The sequence below is a fragment of the Microcystis sp. LEGE 08355 genome, from assembly GCF_015207185.1.
Classification (GTDB): Bacteria; Cyanobacteriota; Cyanobacteriia; order Cyanobacteriales; family Microcystaceae; genus Microcystis; species Microcystis panniformis.
The window spans coordinates 1-3,620 of the sequence record NZ_JADEXI010000478.1 but is presented as its reverse complement, the minus strand read 5'-3'; the positions used below and the strand labels follow the sequence as shown (position 1 = coordinate 3,620).

Sequence of the window (3,620 nt, the reverse complement as noted above, 5' to 3'; positions counted from 1 at the left end):
AACGCAGACACAGCAGTTTTTATGTGGGTCAACATCTCTATCATTGGCTCCAGCTACATCAAATGTTCCCAAAAAATATAGAAGAGCTAATGCAAATTAGCCGCTATCGGTTGAAGGATTACATCAAAGGACAAAGAGCGATATCGCTTGCCCTATCTACCTTCTAGCTCGCTTGTCCCCCTCTCAGATAATCCAATCACTATCAATGGAATAAATTTAAAGCCTAAAAATATTGAATCGCCAACATTAATCAATTTCATCGTAATTTAAGAAAAGATGCTGATTTTTCGCCTATCTCAAGTGCGTAGATTTTTGAGGATTAAAGATGATGGTAGGAGATTCTTAGATTTAGGCAAATTCCACGAAAACCGCCCCCTTTGTCAGGAAGCATTTATAGAGATTATGATGACTATTTGAGCAATGATTTATGATATAATCGAGATGGCTGACCAAAATAGCCCCTAAATTTAGAAGTATCTAGAATTACAGCTTTAATTTCCGCCTAACTAAACTATGACTAAATATCATCAAATCACCGTTAACAATCGTCAGACGGGCGAAAAAATTACCACCACCGTTCCTGAGGATAACTATATACTCCACAGTCTGGAAAAACAGGGTCATCAATTACCCTTTTCCTGTCGCAATGGAGCTTGTACCAGCTGCGCGGTCAGGGTATTATCAGGAGATATCCATCAACCAGAAGCGATCGGACTATCGCCGGAATTAAAAGCCAGAGGTTATGCTTTACTTTGTGTCAGTTATGCCCGTAGCGATATGGAAGTAGCCACCCAAGACGAGGATGAAGTCTATGAATTACAATTCGGTCGCTTTTTTGCCCGTGGAAAAGTGCGTTTTGGTTTACCCTTAGATGAAGAATAGATTAGGGATTAATCGTGCCAGATACCAGCAGCCAATTAGAAAAATACCTAGACATTGCCAGCGAAGCCGCCCTAGCAGCGGGAACAATTATCCTCGATAATTGGGGTAAAATCGAGACAATAGAAGAAAAAGGGCGATCGGGCGATTTAGTGACGGAAATAGATCGTCGAGCAGAAAGAGAAATTCTCAAAATTATTGGCCGTCACTTTCCCAAACACGGGATTTTAGCGGAAGAATCGGGAAAACTGCAAGGGAGGGACAGCGAGTATCTCTGGGCGATCGATCCTCTCGATGGAACCACCAACTATGCCCACGGTTATCCCGTAGCCGTCGTCTCCATCGGACTCCTGATCGCAGGGACAGCAGCAGTGGGAGTCATCTATAATCCCTTTAGAAAGGAACTATTTCGGGCAGCCCGGGGTTTGGGGGCTACTCTGAACCGTCGTCCCATCCATGTCTCCCGGACCAGTGAACTAGAAAAAAGTTTACTGGTGACGGGTTTTGCCTACGATCGCTGTCAAACCCCCGATAATAATTATGCCGAATTCTGTTATCTCACCCATCTGACCCAAGGGGTACGCCGCAGCGGTTCCGCTGCCAAAGACTTAACCGATGTGGCCTGTGGGCGCTTAGATGGTTATTGGGAACGAGGAATTAATCCCTGGGATCTGGCCGCAGGAGTTATTCTGATCGAAGAAGCTGGGGGTAAAATTAGCGCCTACGATGAGAGTCCTTTTCTGATGGAAACGGGGCGAATTCTGGCCACTAACGGACACATTCACACCCCCTTAAGCCAGGCTCTGCAAAAAGCTGCCTCTTGGAGTTTTCAGTTTTAATGGGATTATCATTTTAGAGTAGGGTCTGCTGTATGCCTTTTCCAATTTCCCAAGGGTTATTTCAATTTGATTTAATCGATCACTTCGCTGTTTTAGGAGTCTCGATCGATGCCGAACATGAGGAGATTCGCGAGCGTTACTTAAAAATCGCCTATAAACTTCACCCCGATACCTGTCGCCTTTACACCCCCGCCGAAAGGGAACAGGCTCATAAGTTACTCGCCAAATTAGTTAACCCCGCCTACGAACATCTGGGCCGCGACCTATATCGGGAAGAATTCCGCCTTGTTTTAACACAAATGGGCAAGGCAATGGCGCGGGATTCGGGTAAAATCACCATCAATAGCGAACCAGCTAGAAAACTAGCCCAGTCCACCGCTAACTATGAATTAGCCTATCAAAAAATCCTGCAATCTTTGGCGATCGATCAATATACCGCCCTGGAAAATACCTATCAGAAAATCGCCCAACTCAGTGAACTCAATCTGGTTTATCTGATGCTAACCGAAGGTCAGGGCAACAAGAAAACTACCCCGAAAGTCTTTATCTCCCAAGGCAATCCTCGCCAGTCCGAGTTAGTGGTCGCGGCTGCCACCACGGCAGCCCCAGCTAAAGCCAAAGAATCGCCCTTAGAAGCCTATATTCGCCGCGCCCAAGCCTCTCTTGACCAAAATAACCCCGCCCAAGCTTTGCGAGAATTGCGCGATGCCCTACGGGAAGAACCGGATAATAGCATCTGTCACGCCCTGCTCGGTTTAGCCTATCTGCGACAAAATCAACTCTCCATGGCCCGGGTTCATATCAATCGCGCTTGGCAAGCCCGCCCCAAAGATGCGACGGTGATTGGGTGCAAACGGGAACTGGATAAAGTAGTTAATCCTAATACTGAAATGGAAGACCAGAAGGGACAAAAAAAGGAAGGGAATCCTAAGAGCGGTTTTTGGTCTCTATTTGGTGGTAAAAAGAATAACTAGCTCAAACCATAACGGTATAAGCCTGATACCAAATCGTCATTTTAACCCGCCTGTTACCCCACGCAGGTAACAGGAGAAAAGAAACGATCAGCCCCAGACTCAAGCTCAAACTAGACAGACAAAACAGCTTACCCTGATCAGTAAGTGGGTGGGTGGAATTAAATATAAGATGAACGTAGGTTGGGCTTCGGCCGTGAGCTCAGCCGAACGGTTGAAGCATGAAACCCAACGCCCGCATAGTTTACGCTACCGCTAACCTATCCTACAAATAATGGCTCTTCGGTAATTGTTATGCAAATAATTAACTTAATACCATTTTTCTAAAGTAATGGCAGAGATGGTTAATTGCCCTCACCCCCAATCCCTATCTCAGAAAGGGAGAGGGGCAAGGGGATGAGGGACACGAATAAAGAAAAATGGTATAAAATAAAATTCGATGAGAGCAACTACGCTCAAAAGTAGCTGAAATTCATACAGGAAAGGACTTAAGGCACAAATAGGTTAATACCAAAAGATAGACAATTGAGTTAAGATTTGATATAATAGCCAAAAACCCGAGTATTTTACTTATGATACTTGACAAATTTTTGAACCTACAAGGAACCTCTATTCAAGGCTATCGACACCTAGAAAATATCGGTATAGTTTGACCAGTCGAATCGAAAAATAAAAAAGCAACGGCTCGACTGAGCTCGCCGAACGTCCTGTCCTCGTTGTGGGTTAGAGAGCGATAAACTCCACCAAAATCATCGACATTTAGTCAAAGATTTACCAATCTCAGGTCAACCAGTGTACCTACAGGTTAATCGTCGTCAATTTAAGTGCAATAATTGTCAGAAACCCTTTAGCGAAGAGTTAGATTTTGTCGCCAAGAAACGAACCTATACGAAAAGACTAGCCGAGAATATACTCGAACAATTAAAATCAG

The 3,620-nt window shown here is 44.6% G+C and carries 3 protein-coding genes and 1 pseudogene; all 4 read left to right on the top strand.

Annotation, left to right across the window (positions count from 1 at the left end):
• The first annotated feature begins 513 nt into the window (after nt 1–513).
• Nucleotides 514–882: a 2Fe-2S iron-sulfur cluster-binding protein gene (locus IQ242_RS19545; protein ID WP_193961110.1), complete on the top strand. Its 369-nt coding sequence runs from the start codon at nt 514–516 to the stop codon at nt 880–882.
• Between the two features lie 14 nt (nt 883–896).
• Nucleotides 897–1,718 carry an inositol monophosphatase family protein gene (locus tag IQ242_RS19540; protein ID WP_193961109.1) on the top strand — a complete coding sequence of 274 codons (822 nt, stop codon included), beginning with the start codon at nt 897–899 and terminating at the stop codon, nt 1,716–1,718.
• 32 nt (nt 1,719–1,750) lie between these two features.
• The gene (locus IQ242_RS19535) at nt 1,751–2,692 is read left to right on the top strand and encodes a J domain-containing protein (RefSeq protein WP_193961108.1); all 942 of its coding nucleotides are present in this window, start codon (nt 1,751–1,753) and stop codon (nt 2,690–2,692) included.
• 569 nt (nt 2,693–3,261) lie between these two features.
• A pseudogene (locus tag IQ242_RS19530) lies at nt 3,262–3,620 on the top strand (transposase family protein); the annotation flags it as partial.

Coding starts and splice junctions, on each gene's coding strand:
- IQ242_RS19545 (WP_193961110.1), top strand. CDS start 514: ATGACTAAATATCATCAAATCACCGTTAACAATCGTCAGACGGGCGAA.
- IQ242_RS19535 (WP_193961108.1), top strand. CDS start 1,751: ATGCCTTTTCCAATTTCCCAAGGGTTATTTCAATTTGATTTAATCGAT.